The sequence below is a fragment of the Arthrobacter sp. 9V genome, assembly GCF_902506065.1.
GTDB lineage: Bacteria > Actinomycetota > Actinomycetes > Actinomycetales > Micrococcaceae > Arthrobacter.
In genome coordinates, this window is sequence record NZ_LR732912.1 from 1785092 (window position 1) to 1810015 (window position 24924).

Annotated in this window: 23 protein-coding genes and 3 tRNA genes; 15 read left to right on the plus strand and 11 right to left on the minus strand. The window is 61.5% G+C overall.

Annotated features, from left to right (window positions below; all coding sequences use genetic code 11):
- Positions 1–45 precede the first annotated feature (45 nt).
- A complete protein-coding gene (locus BACI9J_RS08345) occupies positions 46–600 on the minus strand; it encodes a single-stranded DNA-binding protein (RefSeq protein WP_159733961.1) in 555 nt (184 codons plus the stop codon).
- A 219-nt stretch (positions 601–819) separates the two neighbouring features.
- On the opposite strand from BACI9J_RS08345, the gene BACI9J_RS08350 reads away from it, so the two are divergent.
- Positions 820–892, plus strand: a tRNA-Arg gene (locus BACI9J_RS08350).
- 41 nt (positions 893–933) lie between these two features.
- Here the strand turns inward: BACI9J_RS08350 and BACI9J_RS08355 are convergent.
- Entirely contained in the window at positions 934–1371 is a 438-nt protein-coding gene (locus BACI9J_RS08355; protein ID WP_159733962.1) for an SRPBCC domain-containing protein, read from the minus strand.
- Between the two features lie 115 nt (positions 1372–1486).
- On the opposite strand from BACI9J_RS08355, the gene BACI9J_RS24310 reads away from it, so the two are divergent.
- Both BACI9J_RS24310 and ettA read left to right on the plus strand, forming a co-directional pair.
- On the plus strand, positions 1487–1975 hold the full coding sequence (locus BACI9J_RS24310; protein WP_236558586.1) for a DUF6993 domain-containing protein: 489 nt from the start codon (positions 1487–1489) through the stop codon (positions 1973–1975).
- Between the two features lie 57 nt (positions 1976–2032).
- A complete protein-coding gene (gene ettA / locus BACI9J_RS08365) occupies positions 2033–3715 on the plus strand; it encodes an energy-dependent translational throttle protein EttA (RefSeq protein WP_159733963.1) in 1683 nt (560 codons plus the stop codon).
- 73 nt (positions 3716–3788) lie between these two features.
- Here the strand turns inward: ettA and BACI9J_RS08370 are convergent, their stop codons facing one another.
- Positions 3789–4694, minus strand: coding sequence for an acyl-CoA thioesterase (locus BACI9J_RS08370; RefSeq protein ID WP_159733964.1), 906 nt, complete (start codon positions 4692–4694; stop codon positions 3789–3791).
- A gap of 63 nt (positions 4695–4757) precedes the next feature.
- Between BACI9J_RS08370 and BACI9J_RS08375 the strand changes: the two genes are divergently transcribed.
- Entirely contained in the window at positions 4758–5429 is a 672-nt protein-coding gene (locus BACI9J_RS08375) for a hypothetical protein (protein WP_159733965.1), read from the plus strand.
- Between the two features lie 3 nt (positions 5430–5432).
- Here BACI9J_RS08375 and BACI9J_RS08380 read toward each other — a convergent pair whose 3' ends face one another.
- Positions 5433–5909 (minus strand): globin, encoded by a 477-nt coding sequence (locus tag BACI9J_RS08380; protein WP_159733966.1) that lies wholly within the window; start codon positions 5907–5909, stop codon positions 5433–5435.
- Positions 5902–6600 (minus strand): mechanosensitive ion channel family protein, encoded by a 699-nt coding sequence (locus tag BACI9J_RS08385; RefSeq protein WP_159733967.1) that lies wholly within the window; start codon positions 6598–6600, stop codon positions 5902–5904. The genes BACI9J_RS08380 and BACI9J_RS08385 overlap by 8 nt, the downstream gene beginning before the upstream one ends.
- Positions 6601–6687: 87 nt before the next feature.
- Between BACI9J_RS08385 and BACI9J_RS08390 the strand changes: the two genes are divergently transcribed.
- The gene (locus BACI9J_RS08390; protein WP_159733968.1) at positions 6688–7686 is read left to right on the plus strand and encodes an NAD-dependent epimerase/dehydratase family protein; all 999 of its coding nucleotides are present in this window, start codon (positions 6688–6690) and stop codon (positions 7684–7686) included.
- Here the strand turns inward: BACI9J_RS08390 and BACI9J_RS08395 are convergent.
- Together BACI9J_RS08395 and pepN are read right to left on the minus strand one after the other, a co-directional pair.
- Positions 7683–8162, minus strand: a complete 480-nt coding sequence (locus tag BACI9J_RS08395; RefSeq protein WP_159733969.1) for an OsmC family protein — start codon at positions 8160–8162, stop codon at positions 7683–7685. The two genes, BACI9J_RS08390 and BACI9J_RS08395, sit on opposite strands and share 4 nt — an antisense overlap.
- A gap of 57 nt (positions 8163–8219) precedes the next feature.
- Complete coding sequence (pepN, locus tag BACI9J_RS08400; RefSeq protein ID WP_159736406.1) at positions 8220–10820, minus strand: aminopeptidase N; 2601 nt, start codon at positions 10818–10820, stop codon at positions 8220–8222.
- A gap of 93 nt (positions 10821–10913) precedes the next feature.
- Between pepN and BACI9J_RS08405 the strand changes: the two genes are divergently transcribed.
- From BACI9J_RS08405 to BACI9J_RS08415, 3 genes are read left to right on the plus strand one after another with little or no spacing between them, the layout of a single operon-like run.
- Positions 10914–11918, plus strand: a complete 1005-nt coding sequence (locus BACI9J_RS08405) for a hypothetical protein (protein ID WP_159733970.1) — start codon at positions 10914–10916, stop codon at positions 11916–11918.
- 43 nt (positions 11919–11961) lie between these two features.
- A complete protein-coding gene (locus tag BACI9J_RS08410) occupies positions 11962–12480 on the plus strand; it encodes a ribose-5-phosphate isomerase (protein WP_159733971.1) in 519 nt (172 codons plus the stop codon).
- Positions 12480–13367: an Fpg/Nei family DNA glycosylase gene (locus BACI9J_RS08415; protein WP_159733972.1), complete on the plus strand. Its 888-nt coding sequence runs from the start codon at positions 12480–12482 to the stop codon at positions 13365–13367. Before BACI9J_RS08410 ends, BACI9J_RS08415 begins: the two co-directional genes overlap by 1 nt.
- 88 nt (positions 13368–13455) lie before the next feature.
- Here the strand turns inward: BACI9J_RS08415 and BACI9J_RS08420 are convergent.
- Positions 13456–13529: transfer RNA gene (locus tag BACI9J_RS08420), tRNA-Gly, on the minus strand.
- A 128-nt stretch (positions 13530–13657) separates the two neighbouring features.
- Here BACI9J_RS08420 and BACI9J_RS08425 point away from each other — a divergent pair.
- The 6 genes from BACI9J_RS08425 (at position 13658) to BACI9J_RS08450 (ending at position 18881) form a co-directional block, all read left to right on the plus strand.
- Positions 13658–13732 (plus strand) — tRNA-Pro (locus BACI9J_RS08425).
- Between the two features lie 69 nt (positions 13733–13801).
- A complete protein-coding gene (gene tig / locus BACI9J_RS08430) occupies positions 13802–15184 on the plus strand; it encodes a trigger factor (RefSeq protein ID WP_159733973.1) in 1383 nt (460 codons plus the stop codon).
- A gap of 221 nt (positions 15185–15405) precedes the next feature.
- Entirely contained in the window at positions 15406–16017 is a 612-nt protein-coding gene (locus tag BACI9J_RS08435) for an ATP-dependent Clp protease proteolytic subunit (protein ID WP_159733974.1), read from the plus strand.
- Between the two features lie 38 nt (positions 16018–16055).
- Positions 16056–16715 carry an ATP-dependent Clp protease proteolytic subunit gene (locus tag BACI9J_RS08440; protein WP_024816918.1) on the plus strand — a complete coding sequence of 220 codons (660 nt, stop codon included), beginning with the start codon at positions 16056–16058 and terminating at the stop codon, positions 16713–16715.
- A 180-nt stretch (positions 16716–16895) separates the two neighbouring features.
- The gene (gene clpX / locus BACI9J_RS08445) at positions 16896–18185 is read left to right on the plus strand and encodes an ATP-dependent Clp protease ATP-binding subunit ClpX (protein ID WP_062069254.1); all 1290 of its coding nucleotides are present in this window, start codon (positions 16896–16898) and stop codon (positions 18183–18185) included.
- 48 nt (positions 18186–18233) lie between these two features.
- Positions 18234–18881: a mycothiol-dependent nitroreductase Rv2466c family protein gene (locus BACI9J_RS08450; RefSeq protein WP_159733975.1), complete on the plus strand. Its 648-nt coding sequence runs from the start codon at positions 18234–18236 to the stop codon at positions 18879–18881.
- Between the two features lie 25 nt (positions 18882–18906).
- Here BACI9J_RS08450 and BACI9J_RS08455 read toward each other — a convergent pair whose 3' ends face one another.
- Complete coding sequence (locus BACI9J_RS08455) at positions 18907–19782, minus strand: Fpg/Nei family DNA glycosylase (RefSeq protein WP_201296539.1); 876 nt, start codon at positions 19780–19782, stop codon at positions 18907–18909.
- Between the two features lie 342 nt (positions 19783–20124).
- Positions 20125–22752, minus strand: coding sequence for a valine--tRNA ligase (valS, locus tag BACI9J_RS08460; RefSeq protein ID WP_159733977.1), 2628 nt, complete (start codon positions 22750–22752; stop codon positions 20125–20127).
- A 72-nt stretch (positions 22753–22824) separates the two neighbouring features.
- On the opposite strand from valS, the gene BACI9J_RS08465 reads away from it, so the two are divergent.
- Positions 22825–23616 carry an SDR family oxidoreductase gene (locus BACI9J_RS08465; protein WP_159733978.1) on the plus strand — a complete coding sequence of 264 codons (792 nt, stop codon included), beginning with the start codon at positions 22825–22827 and terminating at the stop codon, positions 23614–23616.
- Here BACI9J_RS08465 and BACI9J_RS08470 read toward each other — a convergent pair.
- Positions 23613–24677 (minus strand): endonuclease/exonuclease/phosphatase family protein, encoded by a 1065-nt coding sequence (locus BACI9J_RS08470; RefSeq protein WP_159733979.1) that lies wholly within the window; start codon positions 24675–24677, stop codon positions 23613–23615. The genes BACI9J_RS08465 and BACI9J_RS08470 overlap by 4 nt on opposite strands.
- Between the last annotated feature and the right edge of the window lie 247 nt (positions 24678–24924).

Here is a 24924-nt window from a genome sequence, read left to right on the forward strand (position 1 = left end):
ACCCGTAGGGCTGGTCCCGCAGGCGCATGGGCTTTGGCGCGACGATCAAACGCCGGCACCCACCAGTTCCCCTGTTGTGGTGTTGACCAGTAGGGGGCCCGTGCCGTCAGGATTGTCCAGATTGCTTGCGATGGACTCGTCTTCCGGCGGAATTTGCTCGTGGTCCTCCGAGTCCCACTCGTTGCTGCTATCCAAGGGCCCGGCCGCCTCCACAGCAGGCGCTGAATCGGCCGGAGCTGAGGACCCATTCATTCGGGTGAAGTTGGCGGAGCCCCACATGAGGTCGTGCCCTACTGATTCGGCGTCGATTTCGGCTACATGATAGACGCGGCCCTCGTGTTCCCATTGCCGCAGCCGGAGCTTCCCAACAACGAGCACCCGTTGTCCCTTCTTGATGCTGCATCCAACATGCCCGGCGAGGTAGCGGAATGATTGAACGGTGTACCAATTGGTGTTTCCATCCACCCACGTGTTGGTGGCTCGATCATAGCGGCGCTCAGTAGTTCCGAGGCGGAACGATGCAGTGGCGGTGCCCCGCGTAGTGGTGGAACTCTTGACCTCCGAGGCGACGAAGCCCCGGACGCTGATCATGTCATTCATTGATGGTCCTTCTCGGTGTAGGGAAGTGCCTGTCCGGCTCTTCCAGCTTCATCCAGTGAAGTCCGGGAGGGGAGGGCCGCAGTTGCGTATGTGAATAACCTTGGAAATACAGCCACTGTGGAGGAGTAGAAGCTGACTGCGTGGTGGTGGCAAGCGGTTTGACGATCACACTGTAAACTCTTTGTGGCGCAAGCGGCCCACGTTGGCACTACGCAGTGCGCCCCAGTAGCTCAGGGGATAGAGCAGCGGCCTTCTAATCCGCCGGTCGGGGGTTCGATTCCCTCCTGGGGCACAGAGATACCCCCTTGGATCAACGTCCAAGGGGGTTGTTCCTTAAGGCCTTGACTCGAGAAACTCCTTGAGATTTTGGAGAACCACCTGCCAGGTCGCTGTGGATTGATCCACTTCTTCCTGACTCGAATTGTTGCCCTGGCTGATGGTCACCGTTGTTCCCCCGGACTCTTCAGTCACTCTGTATTCCACGGTGTGGTGGTTTTCGGGAGCGTCCGGAAGCCCCGACGCTGGGCTGTAATGCGTGGTCTTCAGCAACTTCGGGGGATCGAAAGCAAGGATGGTGCCGCTGTCCTGGTACGGCTTCCCGTTGTACTCTCCCTCATACGTAATCGGATCACCCACCCTCCACGTCGTAGTGACGTTGGTCCCCAGGAAGTACTTCCTAATAAGCGCCGGGTCTGTCAATGCCACCCAAACTTCTTCCGGCGTGGCGGCCACAACGGTCGATGCCACCGCATCCTGAATTTTTCCCCTCATTGTGAAGATCCACCTTTCGACCGGACGGCGGGAAACCCCTGTAGGGGAAACGCTACGCCGGTCAATACGCCACGTGAATGGTGCAACCGGCGCTGAATGGCAGAATGGCTAGGTGATGAGCAGGCGAACCGCACAGGCAAACGGCAGGGCAGCAGAGACATCGGGAGTCCGCGTGGCCGGATGGGTGCTGATGATTGCCGCAGCACTGACGATGACCGCTTGCACGGCAGCGCCGGCGTCTTCACCCGTGCAGCCCACGGCTTCCTCCTCTGCATCCGCTGGTCCGCAAGCCACAGCGAGCGTTGATCCTGCTGTTGCAGCAACCACCTCGGCCGTGGAGTCCACTTTGAAAACCTTGGTTGCCGGTAACGCCAAACCCGACCGGGAGGCGTTGAGGGCTGCCTTGGTCTCAGCGGGCATCCCCAAAGATGCTGTGGAGGTTTCCGTGAGCCGCACGCCCACGGGACTCGACGTCGACGCCATGGAAGCCGCCGCGCGGACCGGCGACAGCTGCGTCATGGGGCAAATCCGCGATGGCGGCGTAGTAGTCACCGTGCTGCCCGTGTTGGCAACAGGGAAATGCTTCGTGGGAGACGCCCGCTAGTTCCGCCGCAGTGCCCCGAATGTGAGTTAAGTACGCCTACCCATTAGATTTAACGGCATGGCGGAATTCATTTACACGATGACCAAGGCTCGCAAGGCCGTTGGCGACAAACTTATTCTGGACGATGTCAGCATGTCGTTCTTCCCTGGCGCGAAGATCGGCGTCGTGGGCCCGAACGGTGCTGGTAAGTCCACCATCCTCAAGATCATGGCCGGACTGGACACCCCGTCAAACGGCGAGGCCCGCCTGAGCCCCGGCTACACCGTGGGCATCCTCTTGCAGGAACCGCCGCTGAACGAGGAAAAGACTGTCCTGGGCAACGTCCAGGAGGGCGTTGGCGAGATCTACGGCAAGATCCAGCGTTTCAATGAGATCTCCGAAGAAATGGCCAACCCGGACGCGGACTACGACACGTTGCTGGACGAGATGGGCAAGCTTCAGGAAGCCATTGACGCTGCGGACGCGTGGGATATCGATTCCCAGCTTGAGCAGGCCATGGATGCACTGCGGTGCCCGCCGGCTGATTCAGACGTCACGGTTCTGTCCGGTGGTGAGCGTCGCCGCGTAGCGCTCTGCAAGCTTCTTCTGCAGAAGCCTGACCTCCTGCTCCTTGACGAGCCCACCAACCACTTGGACGCTGAGAGCGTACTGTGGCTGGAGCAGCACCTCTCCCAGTACCCCGGTGCAGTTCTCGCCGTGACCCACGATCGCTACTTCCTGGATCACGTGGCTGAATGGATTGCAGAAGTCGACCGGGGGCACCTCTACCCGTACGAGGGCAACTACTCCACCTACTTGGAGAAGAAGAAAGCCCGCCTGGAGGTTCAGGGCAAGAAGGATGCGAAGCTCTCCAAGCGCCTTACCGAAGAACTTGAGTGGGTGCGCTCAAACGCCAAGGGCCGCCAGACCAAGTCAAAGGCCCGTTTGGCCCGCTATGAAGAAATGGCTGCAGAGGCTGATCGCACGCGCAAACTGGACTTCGAAGAGATCCAGATTCCGCCGGGACCGCGCCTGGGCTCCTTGGTCATTGAGGCCAAGAACCTGAAGAAGGGTTTCGATGATCGAGTACTGATCGATGGGCTCTCTTTCTCTCTTCCCCGCAACGGCATTGTGGGCGTCATCGGCCCCAACGGTGTGGGTAAGTCCACACTGTTCAAGACGATTGTTGGCATGGAGCCTTTGGACGACGGTGAGCTCAAGATCGGCGAGTCCGTGAAGATCTCCTATGTGGACCAGTCCCGAGGCGGCATTGACCCCAACAAGTCCCTCTGGGAAGTGGTCTCCGAAGGCCACGATTTCCTTCAGGTCGGTCACGTTGAAATGCCTTCGCGGGCCTACGTTTCCGCTTTTGGTTTCAAGGGTCCGGACCAGCAGAAGAAGGCAGGTGTGCTCTCCGGTGGTGAGCGCAACCGCCTCAACCTGGCACTGACGCTCAAGCAGGGTGGCAACCTTCTCCTCCTTGACGAACCTACTAACGACCTCGACGTCGAAACCCTGGGTAGCCTTGAGAACGCCCTTCTCGAATTCCCGGGCTGCGCCGTAGTGGTATCGCACGACCGTTGGTTCCTTGACCGGGTAGCCACCCACATCCTCGCCTATGAAGGTGATGACGAGAACCCCTCCAAGTGGTACTGGTTCGAGGGTAACTTCGATTCCTACGAGGAGAACAAAGTGGAGCGCCTTGGGCCCGATGCCGCCAAGCCGCACCGCGTGACGCACCGCCGCCTGACCCGCGACTAGAATCAAGCCGCAAACGTAGAAAGGCCGGTCCCGCCAGGGACCGGCCTTTCTGTATTAACGCGGACCAAAGGGTCTACGGAATCCGGACCATGCCTTCCTGGGCCACGGTGGCAACATGTTGCCCGTCCCGGTTGAAGATGCGGCCGGTGGCCAGTCCGCGGGCGCCTTGGGCGCTGGGGGATTCCTGGACGTAGAGCATCCACTCATCCACACGCACGGGACGGTGCCACCACATGGCGTGATCGAGGCTGGCTACGCTCATGCCGGGCGTCATCCAGGCGAGGCCGTGCTTGCGGAGTATTGGCTCCAGCAGTGTGTAGTCGCTCGCGTATGCCAGGGCTGCCCGGTGGAGGTTGGGGTCCTCGGGCAGGGGGCCAATGGTCTTCATCCACACAGCGTTGGTAGCTACGTGGTCGGCAGGCGGGGACACGTAAAGGGCGGGGTCGATGTGTCGGACGTCGAAGGGCCGCTCAGAGGACATGTGCCGCGCCATGGGGTGGTCGTAGTGGGACAACAGCTCGGCGGTGCTGGGCAGGGATTCCGGATCCGGGATGCCTTCGGGCATCTGCGCTTGATGATCCAAGCCGCTGTCTTCCACTTGGAAGGAAGCGATCATGGAGAGAATCGGCACACCGTCCTGGTAGGCGTGTACGCGGCGGGCGGAGAAGGACCGGCCGTCCCGAAGCCTCTCCACCCCGAAGGTGATGGGCTTGTTGGCATCACCCGGGCGCAGGAAGTATCCGTGCATGGAGTGGGCCACGCGGTCCGGCTCCACGGTCCGCATACCGGCCATCATGGACTGCGCCAGGACCTGGCCGCCGAAAACACGATGCCGGGGCTGCTTTTGGGACGGACCGAGGAAGATGTCCTCGTTGGTCCGTGCTCCGTCAAAGTCACCGAGGTCCAGCAGGCCGATCAGCACTTCCATGGGGTCTTCTACGGGTGCTTCCACCTCGAGGCCAGCGTTCGTCTCAGTCATGGTTCGACTTTAGACGCCGCCCCGACCCCTCTCAACCGGGGACATGCCGGTAGAGTCGATGATGTGACAGACGTCTTGACCCAGTCCTTCCGCTTCGCCGATCCCCGTGACCTCGCAGACCTGCGAACCTTCGTCACGAGGGCAAAAAGCATCGACGACGGTGCCATCCGCCTCCAGGCCGCCGGCAACGTCCTGGCCGCCTACGTGTGTGTCCTGAGGCCTCGCATCCTGGGCGAATCCACTCCCACCATCCTCGGCCTGAGGACCATGGCACTGGCGGAGCCTGCCCACGCCGACGTCACCGTGACGCTCGCGTCCGTCATGGACCGACTGGCCCGGTCAGGTGCCGATGACGTGGAACTGCCCATTCCGCCGTCTACCGTTTCCGAGTCCTGGGCGGGCGTCGGCGCTCCCAGGACGGGGTGGGAACCCCAAGGAACGGTTCCGGACGCAGAGCTCAAGTCGGCCGCTGAGGCAGGCATCGCGGAGGTGGCCGGCGTCATCCCTAACCTGGCTGGTGCCGCGGTGGTCAACAGCGCCAGAGCGGCCGTGTGGGGCCGGGAACTCCCGGGTTTGGACGAGTTGCCGGCCGGTGCGGCCTTCGCCGCTTTTGGTTTGGGTTTCCTGGGTGACGCCGAGCAGAAGATCTTCCGCAATGGCCGCTGGTTCCGCCTGAGTGGCCCCCGCGGCCACGTGCTTGTACGTACCGGTGCAGGATTGGGGCTGGGCTTCTAGACCTCAGGGACCGGTTGAAGGACTGTTGACCATGGTCAGCGCTGCCCGCTCCATGTAGTCCCATAGCGTGCCCTCATGCAGGGGCGGGAGCTCCAATGAGTCAACGGCCGTCCGCATGTGGAACAGCCAGCGGTCCTTGGCTTCGGGGGTGACCTGGAATGGCATGTGGCGCATACGCAGCCGTGGGTGGCCGCGTTCTTCACCGTAAGTGGTGGGGCCGCCCCAGTACTGCTCCAGGAACATGAGGAAGCGGCGCTTGGCCGGGCCGAGGTCTTCCTCGGGGTACATGGGCCGCAGCAGGGGATCCGTGGCAACGCCGTCGTAGAAGACGTCGATCAGCTTCACGAACGTCTCGTGCCCTCCGATTGCGGCGTAAAAGCTGTCCGTGTAGGCGGGTTGGCTGAACGGATCGTTCTGCATCAGTTGGCGTCGGGGACCGGCCTGCGGTGCCGGTGGCTGTCCGCCTGCAGTGTTACTCATTGGACTTCTCCTCGGCTTTGGTGACGCGCGGTGCGCCTGCTGTGACGGGTGCAGCTGCAGCGTCGCTTGGGTCGCTGGGGTCAGGTGTCTCCACCGGCACGTAGTCGCCCTGTGATCGGTTGCCCACGCGGAGGATTTCACCGTTGCGCAGGTACCAGATGGCTCCGTCCTCAGCGCGGACCCTTGTAATGCGCAGGCCCACCGATTCAACGGTACCAATCACTTCGCTGGTGACAATGACGTCACCGATCCCGTATTGGTCCTCAATGGTGATGAAGATTCCTGCGAGGAAGTCACGAATCAACTGCTGGGCGCCGAAGCCGATGGCAACACCGAGGATTCCAACGCTGGTCAACAGCGGTGCCACATCAACATTCATGTACTTGAGGACGTAGATAATCACGATCACCACCACCACGACGCTCACCAGGCTGGTGAGCAGGGAACCGATGGTCTCGGCGCGCTGGGAGCGGCGTTCGTGATCCAGTGCACGGATCGCCGGTTGCACCCATTTGAAGTGCGGCTTCTTGAAGAAGGAACTGCCCGCGGACACTCGTCGCGTAATACGCAGGATGATGAACCGTGCCACGATCCACACAGCCAGGCCTACGCCCACTGTGATGAGGATGGACATGAGGTCAATTTTTTCGGGTTCGATGTTGATGGTCTCCGCCAGGGGGATGGAGGTCAAGGTTGAATAGCTCCTTGTCGTCGGCCCGTGTTCGCCGGGCGCGGAACACTCTGTCCACCTACAACCCTAGCCCCGTAGCGTGACGGTATGCGCATCCTGGTCCTCGGCGGTACCGCCTTCCTGTCGGCAGAAATTGCACGGCAGGCCGTTGCCGCCGGCCACAATGTCACCTGTTTGGCGCGGGGCACCTCGGCTGTCCCGCCCGACGGCGTCACTTGGGTAAGGGGCGACCGCGCCTTGGGGGCTGCGGCCTTCGCGGAGGTAGCCGGCGGCTGGGATGAGGTGGTGGACGTCTCCCGTGATCCCGTGCAGGCAGCTGTGGCGCTGGATGTGCTGGGCCCGGCCGCAGCTCATTGGACTTTCGTGTCCAGTTGCTCCGTGTATGCGGACCACTCGGTACCCGGTGCGGACGAGGGCGCGGCACTTTTGGAGCCCTTGCCTCAGGGGCAGCCTGGCACCCCGGAGACCTATGGAGAGTCCAAGTCGGCGATCGAGCACATGACGCTTGCGGCCGTGGGGGAGAAGGCCCACATCGTTCGCGCCGGGCTCATTGGCGGGCCTGGGGATGGTACTGACAGATACGGCTACTGGCCGGCCCGCTTGGCTGCGAATGCTGATCCGGTGCTGGTCCCGGATATCCCGGATGATGCTACGCAGATCATCGATGTCAGGGACCTCGCAGCTTGGATCCTGCAGTCGGCCCACCAAAGGCTGACTGGTGCCTACAACGCCCTCGGAGAGGTGGTGCGGTTCGAGGATTACCTGGAGGAATCCCGGCATGCAGCCGGGGCGACGGCGGAAGTCATCCTCCGGGTTCCCGAAGAGTGGCTGGTGGAACAAGGGGTGGATCACTGGTCCGGACCGGATTCCTTTCCCTTGTGGTTACCGGAAGGCCATGACGGGTTTCAAGCGAGGACCAACCGCGCTGCACGTGAGCTTGGGATGACCTTGAGGCCGTGGCAGGAGACCCTCGCGGCGACGCTTGAGGATGAGAGGCAGAAGGGTCTGGACCGCGATCGGAAGGCCGGCCTGAGCCGTGCCACAGAACAAAAGCTCGTGGCACTCTGGCGGGAGCAACAGCGCTAGGCCGCGTCCGCCGTCGTCATGGGTTCATGGAGTACCGGGAAGTTGACGCTGCGGGCGATGAAACAGACCTGGTTGGCCTCGTGGTGAAGCTGCGGCACCAAGCCGGCGTGAGCGGGATCGGCGATGGTGACGTTCGGTTTTAGTGTCACGCTCTCGAACTGGCCGCTGCCGTCACGATTGAGCTTCATGAGGCCTTCGGCGTTGTCCTTATAGCCGGTCACCACCACCCCGTGCTTTACCGCCACATGCAGGAAGGACAGCATATGGCATTGCGAGAGGGCTGCCAGCAGCAACTGTTCCGGGTTGTAGCGGCTCCGGTCCCCATGGAAGGTGGGATCTGCCGAGCCCTGCAGTGTGGGCAGACCCGGGATTTCTATGTCATGGTCCCGTGAGTATCCGCGATAGCTGGCCGTGCCTTCGCCGAGGTTTCCGGTCCAGCGGACGGTCAGTGCGTAGTGGTGTTCGTGGAGGCCCATGCGGACAGTCTAGCCAGATGGCATTCACTGTCCGCACGGGCCTCATAAGCTGCAGGTCTAAACGTCGGCCGCCCGCGCGCGCAGCGCCCGTGCCACGCCGTCGCGGTTTTCCTGCATCATGCGGCGCAGCGCTGCACTGTCCTCCGGAAGTCCTGCCAGGAATTCATCGGTGCGGTCTACGGTCGCTTGTGTGGTGAGCTGCGCAGGGTAGAGCCCTACCACGATCTGCTGGGCCAGTGCGTGGGTGCGTTCCTCGACGATTCCGGGAACGGCCGAGAAGTACTTCTCGGCGAACGGCTCCAGAAGAGCTGTGTCCGTGACACGCATGAAGCCGGCCACGGCAGAGGCCTGCAGGGCGTTGGAGAGCTCTCCCTTGACCACGATCGCGTCCCAGGCTGCTGCCTTGGCTTCAGGGGTTGGGATGGCAGCTTTGGCCAGTGCTGCCGCATTTTGGCCGTTGGAGGTGTTGTCCCGCGCAAGCTCCTCATCAATACGGGCTTGGTCCTGCCGCCCACCGGCCACCAGGGCGGTCAGCAACTCCCAGCGCATGTCTTGGTCGATGCTGAGGCCTTCAAGTGTTTCCGTGCCGTCCAGGAGGGCCTGAATTCGGTCCAATTGCCCGCCGCTGCGTGCCAACTGGGCATAGGACTTGGCGAATTGCAGCTGGGCATCAGAGGCCGCCACTGCGGTGGAAGCGAGTTCCCACAGCTTGTCTGCGGCTGCGATCGTCGTCTCGAGCTTGTGGTCCGCCGCCACATAGTAGGTCAGGGTGGTGGCGAGCTGGCGTAGCTGGACCAGTATGACCGAAGAATCTGTTTCCGAGGCGATGTTCGCCAGGATCAGTTCCACATAGCCGCGGGGAGGGGTCTCACCATCACGGGCAGCATCCCAGGCCGAACCCCATACCAAGGTACGCGGCAGGCTGGCGGCGAAGTCCTTCAGGTGGGCCGTGGCGGTTGCCAGGGAGTGTTCATCGAGGCGGACTTTCGCGTAGGCGAGGTCGTCATCGTTGAGCAGGATGAAGTCCGGCCGTGCTTTGCCAACCAAGGCAGGTACGTCGGTCCGTTGGCCATCGACGTCGAGTTCCTCGCGGTGGGTCCGTTCCAGCTTGCCCTCACCGGTAAGCGAATAGAAGCCGACGGCGAGGCGGTGCGGGCGGAGCGTGGGCTGCTCATCGATCGCGGTCTGCAGGATCGCGAAAGCGCTGATGGTGCCATCGGCGTCAACGGAGAGCTCGGGAGCGAGGGTGTTCACGCCGGCAGTTTCCAGCCAGAGCTTGCCCCATGCGTCCAGGTCGCGGCCACTGGCGGCCTCGAGCTCCACCATGAGGTCCGCGAGTTCGGTGTTCTTCCAGGCATGCTTGGCGAAATACGTCCGGACGCCGGCCATGAACTGTTCCGGACCCACCCAAGCCACCAATTGCCGTAGCACCGAAGCGCCCTTGGCATAGGTGATGCCGTCGAAGTTCACTTCCACGTCTTCGAGGTTGTTGATTTCGGCGAAGATCGGGTGTGTGGTGGGCAGTTGGTCCTGCCTGTAGGCCCAGGTCTTTTCCACGGAGGCGAAGGTGGTCCAGGCGCGATCGAATTCCGTGTTTTCCACGGCGGCCAGGTGGGACATGTATTCAGCGAAGGATTCGTTGAGCCAGAGGTCATTCCACCAGCGCATGGTCACCAGGTCACCGAACCACATGTGTGCCAATTCATGCAGGACGGTGATGGCACGGCGCTCAATCTGGGCCCCGGTGACCTTGCCGCGGAACACGTAGCCTTCCAGGATGGTCACCGCACCGGCGTTTTCCATGGCTCCCGCGTTGAATTCAGGGACAAACAACTGATCGTACTTTTCGAACGGGTACGGGAATCCGAACTGTGCCTCGAAGAACTCGAAGCCTTGGCGGGTGAGCTGGAAAATGTTGTCCGCGTCGAGGTACTGCATGAGTGACTTGCGGGCAAACACTCCCAAGGGAATGACCCGACCGTCGGAGCTGGTCACATCGGAGCGGATTGACTGGTATGGCCCGGCGATCAATGCGGTGACGTAGGAGGACAGGCGCGGCGTCGGCGCGAATTTCCACACCGAACGAGCCAGGCCGTCCTCGGCAGCAGGCGCTTCAACGGGGACCGGAGTGGGGGAGTTGGAGATCACGTCCCAATGCGACGGCGCTGTGATGGTGAAGGTGAAGCTTGCCTTCAGATCGGGCTGCTCAAAGACGGCGAACATGCGCCGGGAGTCGGGAACTTCGAACTGAGTGTAGAGATAAACCTCACCATCAACAGGGTCAATAAAGCGGTGGAGGCCTTCGCCGGTGTTCATGTACGGAGCATCGGCCACCACTACCAGTTCGTTCTCTGCCGCCAGATCCGGGAGCTGTATGCGGACGCCGTCGGAAACCTCCGAGGGGTCCAGCTCGGTGCCATTAAGGGTCACGCTGTGGACTGCAGCTGTGATGGCATCGATGAACGTGGACGAACCCGGCTCTGCGGAAAACCGGACTACGGTGGTGGAGCCGAAAGTTTCTGCTCCCTGAGTCAGGTCCAGGGTTACGTTGTACGACTCGACGTTGAGCAGTTCGGCGCGTTTCGCGGCTTCATCGCGCGTGAGGTTCAGGCCTGGCAAGTGGTGCCTCCGAAGATTTTGGGATGACCGGCCGGACATGACCGGACGCTGGTGTGAAGCCATTCTTTCACTCCCCGCCCGGAAGGCAAGGAGCGGGCACCATAGTGTCGCCCCACGGAGTAGCGTTGGATCATGGCATCGTTCCGGGAAACCCTCGATTTCCGCGCACTGAGGTTTGCGGTGGCTTTTCCGCTGCTGCTCGCCGTCGGGTTTGTGGTGTGCGCCCAGATGCTGCGCAACAACCTCCCCAATCCGGTTGCGGTGATGTGGAACGCCGACGGCGGCAGTTCGTTCGCGCCGTTCGGAGCCTATGTGGCCGGCGGCGCTGCCCTCATCACCTTGTGCGGGTGGGCGGTCTTCCTCCAAGCGGTATCCATCACCAGGCCTGTTCTCATGCGTCGCGTCATGATGGGCCTTGGCCTTACGGTGAGCCTTTTCATCACCACCGTGGTGGCAGCAGGGCTGGTGGGCCAGTCCGGCCTGGCCGATGCGCGCGAGTCCCATGTGGACCCGATCGTCCTGGCCATGGGCAGCGGCGCTGCCCTCGCTCTGGGCGTGGTGATGATGTTCGCCTTCAAACCTGACCCCCGCTGGACGCGCGAGGACGATGTCGCACTTGCCCAAGAGCTGCGGCTTCTTGAGGACCCGGATCTCGCCCGCGATACGCTCCGGCTGTGGGTGCATGCCCGGAGTTCGGTTTTCATCATGATCGTAGTCTCGGCGCTGTTCCCCGCGGCATTGATAGCCGTGGCTGTTCCTTGGCTTGGAGCTCTGGTTGCAGCGGCTGCCTTGGTTGGCGCAGGGTTCCTGTTCGCCCGGGTACGGGCCGACAGGGGAGGGCTTCAGGTGTTCGCCGGGGGGATTGTGCGCGTCCTGACCGTTCCCGCCGTCGACATCGCTGCGGCGGCGCCGGCTGAAATAAAAGCGGCAGATTATGGGGGGTGGGGTTGGCGCCACCATGACGACGCCACCGCGATGCTCGTAGGAAGCGGCCCTGCGGTCGTCGTAAGGAAACTTAACGGAGGCCGGGTGGCGCTCAGTGCGGGAACTGCGGCCTCAGCAGACAAACTCGCTGGAGTCCTCAACCGGGCGGCGCATCGAGCCCGCGGCGACGGGCAGGCCCAACAACCCGGGTAGCGGTACCCTAGGTAGCGCATCCCTCATCGTCGCGCCCGGCCATATGCCGCATCCGCGCGCCAGAAAGAACGGACTTCCTGTGACTACACCCCGCGTCCACATCGCTACGGACCACGCCGGCATGGAACTCAGTGCCCACCTGGTCAGCCACCTCACGGCCAAAGGCTACGAAGTGGTGGATCACGGGCCCAAGGAGTACGACGCCTTGGATGACTACCCTTCTTTCTGCATCAATGCGGGCCTTGCCGTGGTGGCAGACCAGAAAGCCGGCGTCCACGCCTTGGGCATCGTGTTGGGCGGCTCGGGCAACGGTGAACAGATTGCTGCGAACAAGGTCAACGGCGTTCGTGCCGCGCTGGCCTGGAACCTTTCCACTGCCAAGTTGGCCCGCGAGCACAACGACGCAAATGTGGTGGCTGTTGGTGGCCGCCAGCACACCGTTGAGGAAGCTACCGAACTCATTGAAGCCTTCCTGCAGGAACCATTCAGCAACGACGAACGCCACGTTCGCCGCATCGGAAAAATCGCGGTGTATGAATCCACCGGCGAGATCGTTGAGTAGTGCCTGAGGGGCACTCGGTCCATAGGCTGGCCCGCCAGTTCCAGGATGTTTTTGGGGGCCGGCGCTTGGATGTTTCCAGCCCGCAGGGCAGGTTTTCTGCCGGTGCGCAGCTCCTGACGGGGCACGCCATGGTGGAGTCCATGGCTCACGGAAAGCAGCTGTTTCTCAGGTTTGACCATGAGCTCTTCCTGCACGTCCACTTGGGCCTCTACGGCGCTTGGAGTTTCGGCGGCGATAGTTCCTTCACCGGCGCGTCCAGCATTGGAGCTCCGCGCCGCATCGGCGAACGGGAGAGCGGCTCCGCCGCCGAAGACGGTGGATATTCAGGACCGCCCGCGCCGGTAGGTGCCGTCCGGGTCCGCTTGGTCTCGGATCATGGCTGGGCGGACCTCCGTGGTGCCACCACCTGCGCGGCGATAACGGCAGCCGCGGCGGCTGCGGTGTTGGCACGATTGGGCCCGGACCCGCTGCACAATCGCGAAGGTGATCGCGAAGAGTTCATCCGCCGTCTGCGCCGCCGCAAAACACCCGTGGCGCTGCTGTTGATGGACCAATCCGTCCTGGCCGGCGTAGGCAACATTTACAGGGCCGAGGTACTGTTCCGGCAAGCAGTGGATCCTTGGACACCTGGAAGCAGCATTGATGCCGAAACTGCCGGCCGTCTCTGGGATGACACCGTGGACACCATGTCCGATGGCGTCCGTGATGGACGGATTGTTACGACCCCATCCACGTTGTGGACCGGCGGCGGGGTTATAGCGCCCGACGCCGATGCCCACTTTGTCTATAAGCGGGACGGATTGCCCTGCCGCGCCTGCGGGACGCTGGTGGGGATGACAGAAATCGGTGCCCGCAAACTTTACTGGTGCCCCGGCTGTCAGGTGTGAGAACACTTTCCACATAACAAGTCTCCAAGCAACAGCAAAACTCCAAACAACAGAAGGGCCCCGATCCGTGGATCGGGGCCCTTCTGGTTGGAGGGGACGACGGGAATCGAACCCGCGTAATCAGTTTGGAAGACTGAGGCTTTACCATTAAGCTACGTCCCCAGGACGGATATCCGTGTTCCGGACATCTTCCCGGTGGCTGTTGAAGCCGGGTACAACTAAACCTAATTCCGGCGGCAGTGTCAAATGTGCATTCTGGGCCCGCTTCCCCGTAGACTGTCCTGTGCATTCGGGGTGTAGCTCAGCTTGGCTAGAGCGCCTGCTTTGGGAGCAGGAAGTCGCAGGTTCAAATCCTGTCACCCCGACTCTGTGTTTGTGTCCGCTTCAGGGACACGACAGAACCCCATACCCACAAATTCAGGAGTACTTAGACTGTGAAGAGCGCTGTCGAGAACCTCACCGCAACGCGGGTCAAGCTCAACGTTGAGGTTCCCTTTGAGGAACTGAAGCCGAGCATCGATGCCGCGTACAAGACCGTTGCTTCGCAGATCCAGGTTCCCGGATTCCGCAAGGGCAAAGTTCCCTCCAAGCTGATCGACCAGCGCGTTGGCCGTGGCTACGTTCTGGAGACCGCCATCAATGATGGCCTCAACGGCTGGTACCAGGCTGCAGTTCAGGAAACGGGCGTCCGCCCCCTGAGCCGTCCCGAAGTTGAAATCACCGAAGTTCCGGACCCGTCCGCAACTGATGGCGAGCTCAAGTTCCAGGTAGAGATCGATGTCCGCCCCGAAATCGAGCTGCCGGACTACGCCGGCATCAAGGTTGAGGTTGCTGCTGCTGAGTCTTCCGAAGCTGACGTGGACAAGGCCCTGGACGAACTGCGCGGCCGCTTCGGCACGCTCAAGTCCGTTGAGCGTCCTGCCAAGAACGACGACTTCCTGACCATCGACATCACCGCCACGATTGACGGCGAAGACATCGATTCCGCTTCCGGCCTCTCTTACCAGGTTGGTGCCGGCACCATGCTCGAAGGCCTCGACGAAGCCGTGACCGGCCTCTCTGCCGACGAAGAAGCAATCTTCGAGACCACACTGGTGGGCGGCGACCACGCGGGAGAATCCGCTCAGGTGAAGGTTGTTGTCAAGGCCGTCAAGGAGCGCGAGCTTCCCGAGGCTGATGACGACTTCGCTCAGCTCGCCTCGGAGTTCGACACCCTTGCCGAACTCCGTGAGGACCTCGCCAAGCAGGCTTCCGACTCCAAGGTAGTGGAGCAGGGCGTTGAAGCCCGCGACAAGGTTCTGGACAAGCTCGTTGAGCTTGTTGAGGTCCCGGTTCCGGATTCCGTCGTCGAAGAGCAGATCGAAGCTCACTTCAACCCGGAGAACGCACACGGCGAAGGTGACCACGACACCGAAGAGCACCGCGCCGAAGTCAAGGCCAACACCGAGCGCGCCTTCCAGAACGAGATCATCCTCGACGCCATTGCTGACAAGGAAGAAGTAGACGTCAGCCAGAACGAGCTGATCGACTACATCGTCACCACGGCAAGCCAGTACGGCATGGATCCCAACCAGTTCGCCCAGATCATTGATCAGAGCGGCCAGGTTCCCATGATGGTTTCCGAGGTTCGCCGCCGCAAGGCACTGGCTGTTGTGCTTGGCCAGGCCGAGGTAGTGGACTCCGAGGGCAACAAGGTTGACCTCACTGACTTCGTCCGCCCCGCAGGCGAAGCAGCAGCCGAAGAGGCTGCTGCCGTTGAAGCAACCGAAGAAGCTGAAGTTGCTGCAAGCGACGACCCCGCAGCAGTGAAGTTCTAGTCAAGTACTTCAACCGGCCCCGGATCAGACGATCCGGGGCCGGTTTGCTTTAAGGGCTGAACATTGATGCTGAGAGCAGACGTGCGCCGTCAGCGAACAGTGCGATTTCGGCGAACAAATCGCCCGTGAAAACGGTTAGTGTCCAAGTAGTGAAGTTCAGTGAGGTCACTGGCACCAGCGAGAGGTAAGTACTTATGTCACAGCAATCAGAGGCTCCCCGGATGGCAACTGTCGATCCCGCAGCCCAGGACAACTACATCTACAACCGCCTGCTGAAAGAGCGCATTATCTGGCTCGGCTCTGAAGTCCGTGACGAGAACGCCAATGCCATCTGCTCTCAGCTCCTCCTCCTCTCGGCCGAAGACCCGGAGAAGGACATCTACCTGTACATCAACTCCCCGGGTGGTTCCGTGACGGCCGGCATGGCCATCTACGACACCATGCAGTTCATCCCGAACGATGTCGTCACGGTGGCAACAGGCCTGGCCGCGTCCATGGGCCAGTTCCTCCTGTCCTCCGGCACCAAGGGCAAGCGCTACGCAACGCCCAACGCCCGCATCCTGATGCACCAGCCCTCCGGCGGCATCGGTGGTACGGCCTCGGACATCAAGATTCAGGCCGAACTGATTCTGCACATGAAGAAGGTCATGGCCGAACTTACGGCAGAGCAGACCGGGCAGTCCGTGGAAACCATCCTCAAGGACAATGACCGCGACAAGTGGTTCACGGCCACGGAGGCCCTGGAGTACGGCTTCTTCGACAAGATCTCGGCGCACGCCGGTTCTGTTGCCGGTGGCGGCGGAACGGCCAACCAGTCGAACTCCGACAACTAACCGGCACAAAGAACCACTGAAACCCAGGAGTAAAGAACATGAACTACAACTTCGGATGGTCTGCCGGTAATCTCCCGTCCAGCCGTTACGTCCTGCCCCAGTTCGAGGAGCGCACGCCTTACGGCTTCAAGCGCCAGGACCCTTACACCAAGCTGTTCGAGGACCGCATCATCTTCCTTGGCGTCCAGGTGGACGACGCGTCAGCTGATGACATCATGGCCCAGCTGCTGGTCCTGGAATCAACTGATCCGGACCGCGACATCACCCTGTACATCAACTCGCCGGGTGGCTCGTTCACGGCCATGACGGCCATCTACGACACCATGCAGTACATCCGTCCGGAGATTCAGACGGTGTGCCTGGGACAGGCGGCCAGCGCTGCTGCAGTCCTGCTCGCAGCTGGTACGCCCGGTAAGCGGCTCGCCCTGCCGAACGCCCGCGTCCTGATCCACCAGCCGGCCCTTTCCGGTGGGCAGGGGGGACAAGCGTCGGACCTGGAGATTCAGGCGGCGGAAGTCATGCGCATGCGCACCTGGCTTGAAGACACGTTGGCGCACCACTCGGGCCGTACGTCCGAGCAGGTCAACAACGACATCGAGCGTGACAAGATTCTCACTGCTGCGGATGCACTGAGCTATGGTCTCATTGACCAGGTTCTGGACTCGCGGAAGATCAAGCCTCAGGCAATTACCCGGTAGCAAGGATTCGGACGCCGGTGTGGTTCACGAAATATGGACCGCACCGGCGTTCTGTTTCCACCCAAGCAGCCCATTGTGACCTAGAGTGGATGTTGTCACGGTGGTGCCAACCGCGGCGCAGCCGCACACTTGAGTACGGCGTGGAGCCGCATCACCCGCATGCAACGAAGGGATTCCCACATGGCTCGGATTGGCGAGAGCACGGATCTGCTGAAGTGTTCTTTCTGCGGAAAGAGCCAGAAGCAGGTACGAAAGCTGATTGCCGGGCCCGGTGTTTACATCTGCGACGAGTGCATCGAGCTCTGCAACGAGATCATCGAAGAAGAGCTCGCTGAAGTTTCCGACCTCGGCAGTTTTGAACTCCCCAAGCCCCGCGAAATTTTCGACTTCCTGCAGGAATACGTCATCGGCCAGGAGCCGGCCAAGCGTTCGTTGGCAGTAGCTGTCTATAACCACTACAAGCGCATCCAGGCAGGACACGCACCCAAGGCCGGCAGCCTCGGTGAGGGGTCCCATCACGAGGATGTGGAGATCGCCAAGTCGAACATCCTTCTGATCGGCCCTACAGGCTGCGGAAAGACGTACCTCGCCCAGACACTGGCGCGCCGTCTCAACGTCCCGTTCGCCGTAGCTGACGCCACCGCTCTAACGGAAGCCGGCTATGTTGGCGAGGACGTAGAGAACATCCTGCTCAAGCTCATCCAGGCTGCTGACTATGATGTCAAAAAGGCCGAGCAAGGTATCATCTACATCGATGAGATCGATAAGATCTCCCGGAAGAGCGAAAACCCTTCCATCACCCGCGACGTTTCCGGTGAAGGTGTGCAGCAGGCTCTCCTGAAGATCCTGGAAGGCACCGTAGCTTCCGTTCCGCCCCAGGGCGGCCGGAAGCACCCCCATCAGGAATTCATCCAGATCGACACCACCAACGTTCTCTTCATCGTGGCCGGAGCCTTCGCCGGACTGGAAGACATCATTGGTTCGCGGTCCGGGCGCAAGGGCATCGGCTTCGGTGCGCCGCTCAACGAGGCCCGGGACAATGTTGACACTTACGGCGAAGTCATGCCGGAGGACTTGCTCAAATTCGGCCTCATCCCGGAATTCATCGGACGGCTTCCAGTGATCACTACAGTCTCCAGCTTGGACCGGCCGGCGTTGATTCAGATCCTTTCCACGCCAAAGAACGCTCTGGTGAAGCAATATCAGAAGATGTTCCAGCTTGATGGTGTGGAGCTGCAGTTCGAGGATGACGCCTTGGACGCCATAGCGGACCAGGCCCTTGAGCGTGGCACGGGCGCACGTGGCCTCAGGGCCATCATGGAAGATGTACTGTTGCCCGTTATGTTCGACCTCCCCAGCAGGGATGACATCGCAACGGTGGTGATCACGGCCGACGTCGTTGCCAAGACCGCACAACCAACCATGATTGCCCACGACGTCGTCGCCAAGCGCCGGAATAAGTCGGCCTAGCCTCCTGTTGGCCTAAACAAGACGGGGTGCCCTTTTGGGGTGGCCGTCATGTCGCTTTCATACCCTTCAGAGGAGTTACCTGTGTCCGAAGAGAACGTCAACAAGGCTGAGTTCTGGTTCGACCCCGTCTGCCCGTTCGCGTGGATCACTTCCCGCTGGATCGGCGAAGTGGAACAGGTCCGGGGCATCGAGACCGAATGGCACGTCATGAGCCTCTCAGTGCTCAACGAAGGCCGCGACCTTCCCGGGAATTACCGGGCCATGATGGATGACAGCTGGGGCCCGGTTCGAGTGATTATCGCAGCCCAGGAAATCCATGGCAGTAGCTACGTGAAGCCCTTGTATGACGCCATGGGGGAGCAGATCCACCATGAGGGTAACAAGGACCGTGCCTCGGTGATCCAGAAGGCCCTGGCTGAGACCGGTCTTCCCGCTGAGTTGGCACGATTCGCAGACTCGGACGAATATGATGCCAAGCTGCGCGCCAGTCATGAGGCCGGCATCTCGTTGGTTGGCCAGGACGTTGGAACTCCCGTGGTGGCCGTCAACGGCACGGCGTTCTTTGGTCCGGTCCTGACTCGTATTCCCCGCGGTGAGGAAGCCGGTAAGCTCTGGGACGCCACGGTAACTCTGGCAGGCTATCCCCACTTCTTCGAGCTCAAGCGCAGCCGTACCGAAAGCCCCGAATTCAACTAGTCCCCGAATTCATTTGGCGGAACCTTTACTTGAGGAACCGTGAGGTACGCCGATCGGCCAGGATCTTCCCATTGGTCTGGCACGTGGCGCAGTACTGAAGTGAGGTGTCCGCAAAGGACACCTCACGGACGGTATCCCCGCACACCGGGCAGGGCTGGCCGGTTCTGGCATGGACTCGGAAGTTACTGCGCTTTGTGTCTTTGAGCTCGCTGGAGGGTTTGCCGGCTGCTGCGTTAACGGCGCCCACAAGGACTTCCTGCATGGCTTGATAAAGCCGCGCCACCGTTGCCTGATCCAGGGACTTGGCGCTGGCAAAGGGTGAAATCCTGGCGGCGTGGAGAATCTCATCACTGTAAGCGTTGCCGATTCCGGCGATCACGCTCTGGCTGCGCAGGAGTCCTTTGATTTGCTGCGAGCTTGACCCAACGATGGCCGCCAAGGCATCCAGATCAAAATCGGGGCTGAGGGGCTCCGGTCCCAGCGTGGCTATGCCCGGTACGTCCTGAGGATCTTTAACCACGTAGATGGCCAGGCTCTTCTTGGTTCCCGCTTCGGTCAAGTCAACGCCGATGTGCGCGTCGTCGGCAGGCCGGTGGAGCAAGAGCCGTGCTGAGATGTTGCTTTTACCCATGCGCAACCCGGCAGAGGATGGGTGTTCGGTGTACCTGACCCAGCCGGCTTTGGCTAGATGGAACACAAAGAACAGGCCGTCAGCATCGAGGCATACGAACTTGCCGATGCGCTGTGCACCAAGAATGGTCCTGCCTTCAAGTGCCGTGAAGGGCGGGTCCGCCGTCTTGAGTGCCGAGAAGGAGTTGATGCGGACCTCAGTCAGCACGGCTCCACGGAGTTGGGTATCCAGGTACATGCACAGGCCGTGCACTTCGGGCAGTTCCGGCATGGTCAATACTCTGCCATAGGTGGCCATCCCGTGGCAGGAGAACTACAGGTTTGTAGTTCTTTCCGAGGCCTTGTGAATCGTCTCCAACGGGACAACAATGGGTTTACCCACTTCGAAAGAAGAGGGACACGGAAACCAAAGATTCAGTGATTGCAACCAACGCAGCCTCTGGCGAAGTTGGAAGCAACCTACCAGTGATGAGGTAGGAAGACCTGAAATTCCAAGGATTCCGCCAGACTGTCAAGTCATCACCGGACAGCCGAAAAGTCGAAGCCCCACCAACGGCAAAACGCTGATGGGGCTTCCCCTTTGCCCAAAAACTTCTGCCCAATGGGCTGTGGGCTACGGCTGTGACGCAGGCAATTCCTCGGCCGGTGCCAGCTCCACATCGCTGACCGTCAGTTCGCCTTCACCGGACTGGAGGGTGATCTCCTTCGCGTTGGCTGCTGCCTTCAGGTCACCAAGGCCGGCTTTCAACTGGGCTACCAATACTTCGGATGCTGTGATGGATGCAGTCAACACCACGGTCCGCTGCTTGACCTTTGCCTCGGACTTGGCCTTTCGGATACCGCTAAGGGCAATGCCCACGGTCCCGAGCATGGTGGTGTCACCATCGGTGATCTCCAAAGCTGCGGGCCAGGGGGCACGGTGAACGGATCCTGTCCGCCACCAGCCCCAGACCTCTTCGGTTGCGAAGGGCAGGAACGGCGCAAACAGGCGCAGGAGCGAGTCCAGCGTGGTGGCCAAAGCGGCCAGGACCGAGGCCTGTTCCGACTCGCCGGCGGCCCCGTACGCGCGGTCCTTGATGAGCTCCACGTAGTCGTCCGTGAATTGCCAGAAGAACGACTCAGTGATCTGGAGGGCGCGGGCGTAGTCGTAGTTTTCGAACGCCTTGGTGGACTGGGCAACAACGTCTGAGAGTTGTGCCAGCAGCGCCCGGTCCAGTGGGTTGGTCAGCACGGACAGGTCAGAGGTCACCACTGAATTCTCGGTGGCACCGAGGTTCAGGACGAACTTGGAAGCGTTCAGCAATTTGATGGCCAGGCGGCGGCCGATCTTCATCTGGGCGATCTCGTAGGCCGTGTCAGCACCGAGCTTCGCGGATGCTGCCCAGTAGCGGACGGCGTCCGAACCGTACTCGTTCAGCACATCCGTGGGTACAACTACGTTGCCCTTTGACTTGGACATCTTCTTGCGGTCCGGGTCAAGGATCCAGCCTGAAATAGCCGCGTGCTTCCACGGGGCGCTCTTCTGGAGGGCATCCGCCCGAACTGCAGAGGAGAACAGCCACGTGCGGATGATGTCGTGTCCCTGCGGGCGGAGGTCGAACGGGTAAACCTTGGAGAACAGTTCCTCGTCGCGGCTCCAGCCACCCACAATCTGGGGGGTCAGAGATGACGTGGCCCAAGTGTCCAGCACGTCGGCGTCACCCGTGAAGCCGTTGGCTCGGTCGCGCTGCGATTCTTCGAAGCCGGGTGCTGCATCCGCGGCAGGATCCACCGGGAGCATCTCGTCAGAGGGCAGGATTGGGTTCTCGTAATCCGGGTTGCCTTGGGCGTCCAGCGGGTACCACACGGGGATGGGCACGCCGAAGAAGCGCTGGCGGGATACGAGCCAGTCACCGTTGAGTCCGGCGATCCAGTTCTCATAGCGGGAACGCATGAACGCGGGGTGGAAGGCGATTTCATGGCCACGGGCGATCAGGCGTTCACGGCGTTGCTCGTCGCGGCCGCCGTTGCGGATGTACCACTGACGGGAAGTGACAACTTCCAAGGGCTTGTCACCCTTTTCGAAGAAGTTCACCGGGTGGGTGATTTTCTTCGGTTCGCCGTCCAGCAGATCGGCTGCCTTAAGCAGTTCAACTACGGCTTCCTTGGCCGAGAAGGCGGTCTTGCCGGCGATCGCGGCGTAGGCTTCCTTGCCTGCCTCGGTGGTGATCCACTCCGGGGACTCGGCAATGATGCGGCCGTCGCGGCCCATAATGGCGCGGGTGGGCAGTTGCAGCTCGCGCCACCATGTGACGTCGGTCAGGTCACCGAAGGTACACACCATTGCAATGCCGGAGCCCTTGTCCGCTTTGGCGAGGGGGTGGGCCTTGACTTCAAGCTCCACGTCAAAGAGCGGAGACTTCACAGTCTTGCCGAAGAGCGGCTGGTACCGTTCGTCGTCCGGGTTGGCCACCAAAGCCGCGCAGGCCGCGAGCAGTTCCGGGCGGGTGGTCTCGATGAAGATCTTTTCGCCGTCTTCGGTGAAGAAAGGGTAGCGGTAGTACGCGCCGGCCACTTCGCGGTCCTCAAGCTCAGCCTGGGCAACAGCGGTACGGAACGTCACATCCCAGAGAGTGGGTGCTTCGGCCATGTAGGCGTCACCGGCAGAGAGGTTCGCGAGGAAGGCACGCTGGGACACCGCACGTGAGGTGTCGTCAATGGTGCGGTAGGTCAGATCCCAGTCCACGGACAAGCCAAGGGTCTGGAACAGGTTTTCGAAGACCTTCTCGTCCTCAACAGCGAGTTCTTCACACAGTTCGATGAAGTTCTGGCGCGAAACGACGTCGAAATCGCGCTGGTTCTTTGCCGGCTGTGCCGGGGGCGTGTAGTCGGCCTTGTAAGGGATGGCGGGATCGCAACGCACACCGTAGTAGTTCTGGACACGGCGCTCGGTGGGCAAGCCGTTGTCATCCCATCCCATGGGGTAGAAGACGTTCTTGCCGGTCATGCGCATGTAACGGGCCTGGACGTCAGTCTGGGTGAAGGAGAACATGTGGCCCACGTGAAGCGAGCCGGAAGCCGTGGGCGGGGGAGTGTCGATCGAGTAGACCTGCTCCCGGGTGGTGTCCGGGTTGAACTTGTAGGTTCCTTCCTTCAGCCAGCGCTGCGTCAGGGCAGCCTCAAGGCCTTCAAGGGCCGGCTTGTCGGGAACGTTGATGGGGGCGGTGGCGGGCGTGTCTGTACCCTGCGTTGATTCAGCCATGGGTCAATTGTTTCATGGCCTGGCGTTACCTCCCGCCCGTGGGAGGAGCATGCGCCCCGATAAGGTAGTGCCATGACTTTGGCAGAGCACAACACACCTTCCGGACACAATGCAGGGAACAACAAGACGGCGGTGGTCACCGGTGCCAGCACAGGCATAGGTGAGGCAACGGTGAAGGCTCTGGTTTCTGCAGGTTGGAAGGTTTTTGCCGTGGCGCGCCGGGCCGACCGGCTCGACGCCTTGGGAGCGGCCACCGGTGCTGTTCCGTTCCGGGCTGACATCACGGCCGACGACGACGTCGCCGCCTTGCTGGCCGCGGTCACCGAAGCCGGAGGTGCTGACACACTCATCAACATCGCAGGCGGCGCACGGGGTGCAGACACCATCGCGAACGCAGACACCGAAGATTGGGATTGGATGTACCAGGTCAACGTCCTGGGCACCATGAAAATCACCCGGGCTTTCCTGCCCATGCTCAGGGCAAACGGCGAAGGCACCGTCCTGAACCTGACATCCACCGCAGGGCTTTCCGCCTACGAAGGCGGGGCGGGCTACAACGCAGCAAAATTTGCCCAGCATGCCATGACCAACGCCCTGCGCCTGGAAGAAGTGGGCAATAACGTCCGCGTCATCGAGGTGGCTCCCGGACTGGTGCAGACTGAGGAGTTCGCACTGAACCGGCTCGGCGACAAAGACGCGGCGGCTAAGGTCTACGCCGGGGTGGAAAAGCCCCTGACAGCCGAGGACGTGGCGGGAGTAGTGGCCTACTCGGTCTCCTTGCCGCACCATATTAACCTCGACCAGATTGTGATCCGCCCCGTGGCGCAGGCCGCGAACCACAAGCTGGTCCGCAAAGAAGGCTAACCGGCCGGGACGATCAGAGTGGCCATGATGGCCGCATGGTCGCTGCCGGGAATCTGGTGAACCGAGTAGTCACTGCTGCCGATACCGGGTGAGGTGACCATGTGGTCCAGCACTATGCCCGGAAGCGGAAGCCCTTCCATAGGCCAGGTGGGTGAGAACCGTGCACCGGAGGCTGTCCCTACGTCCACGAGCTTCCTGCCATCCTGGACGCCCGCGCGGGCGTCCTGCCGACTCAGGCCAGTGTCCAGCAGCGCCCGGAACTCGGAGTGGTCATACGTAGCGTTGTAGTCGCCCATCAGCAACTGATTCCCTGGCCTGGACGCCTGACGGGCTACTTTATCCAGGTCGCTCCGCCACTGACCGATCCGCTCGTCCACCGGCGGCAGTGTGTGCACGTTGGTCAGGCTCAGCGTGGACTTGGCGCCGGACGCCGGGTCCGTCAGGAGGACCCGCATGACGTCCATCCGGAACGGGGTGTCCGGCAAAAGCCCCACGGCCTCAAGCGGAAAGACGGAAAACACAGCGCCGCCGGACGCGTCGTCGTTGGGTTCACTGAGGAGGTTCGGTAGCACCTCTTCCATGCCGGCGGAGTGCAGGGCATCCTCGAGGCCCTGTGTGTGCTCCTGGATGGTGAGGAGCTGAATCCCGTTTTCGCGGACGAGCCTCACAATGGTCGCTGCATCCGCCTCCCCGTATTCAGAGTTGAGGCTCATCACCCTCAACTGGACTGCGGGCGTACCGGCAGGTAAGGACTCCGGCTTTCCGGCGTCCAGCGGGAACAGCCACAACAGCTGAACCGCCAACAGCGCCACGGTGGTGACGATGACCCAAAGCCTTCGCCCCACAACAGCAAGCGCCAGGGCCAGCGCTGCCGGCAGCACCAACCATGGAGTGAAGGACAGCAGCTGCACCACAATCAAGGGCCATTCCACGGGAATGGCCCGGAACATCGACACCCCGGAAACGGGCAGTGCAGCAAGCAGCGCCAACACCGACCACACCACCGAAGCGCGGCGTGGCACGGGGCGGGCTTCCATCACGGCCGGTATGGGGTGTGTCATGGCCTTGAGTCTATGCACCACCACACGCACCGGACTCCAACCACAGGATGAACTCGCGGGTAGAGCAGGCGCCGCACTGACGCTAGACTTGGGGGAGCAGCTTTGACCCGGCCATCACCGGTGAGCTTCCGGAAGAACAGCACTGACCCCTGCAAGGTGGCCTGCGCCCAGTAGAACCGGACGGGTAAGCCCGTCACAGCAGTAATGAGAGGCCGGAACATCCATTCCGGTAAGTGAGGTGGTACCG